We start from the raw sequence: 296 nt of genomic DNA, 5'->3' as shown, positions 1-296 counted from the left end.
ATTGAGCCGTTAAAAATGATTTTCTTGTTTGAGCAAAGCGAGTTTAAAATCATTTAGGCGAGAGGAATGAAATTTAGCTTTTGACTTCTAAGCCTAGATTTTTTGCTTCGTTTTTCATCAATGGAAAAATGAAGAAGAAAGAAGTTTGAAAGTAGATCCTATAAATGCTGGCAGACAGGTTGATTGAAAGTTGACGATAATTTAGTTTACAATGTACTGCCATACTGCAAAATAAGTTTTCGGCTTTTGTGGTTTTTAGAAATCGGAAGATTTCTGATGATCTATAGGACACGAAT

1 protein-coding gene is annotated in these 296 nt (G+C 33.1%); it reads right to left on the bottom strand.

The features are described from left to right. Positions 1 to 73 precede the first annotated feature (73 nt). Positions 74 to 296: hypothetical protein (locus tag PL77_RS32340; RefSeq protein ID WP_216595952.1), on the bottom strand; the 223-nt coding region annotated here is incomplete at its 5' end.

Origin of the sequence: Flammeovirga sp. OC4, from assembly GCF_000812565.1 — a bacterium.
Taxonomy (GTDB): domain Bacteria; phylum Bacteroidota; class Bacteroidia; order Cytophagales; family Flammeovirgaceae; genus Flammeovirga.
Note: the sequence above shows the minus strand (reverse complement) of the source record. Positions and strands in the feature narration are given on the sequence as shown.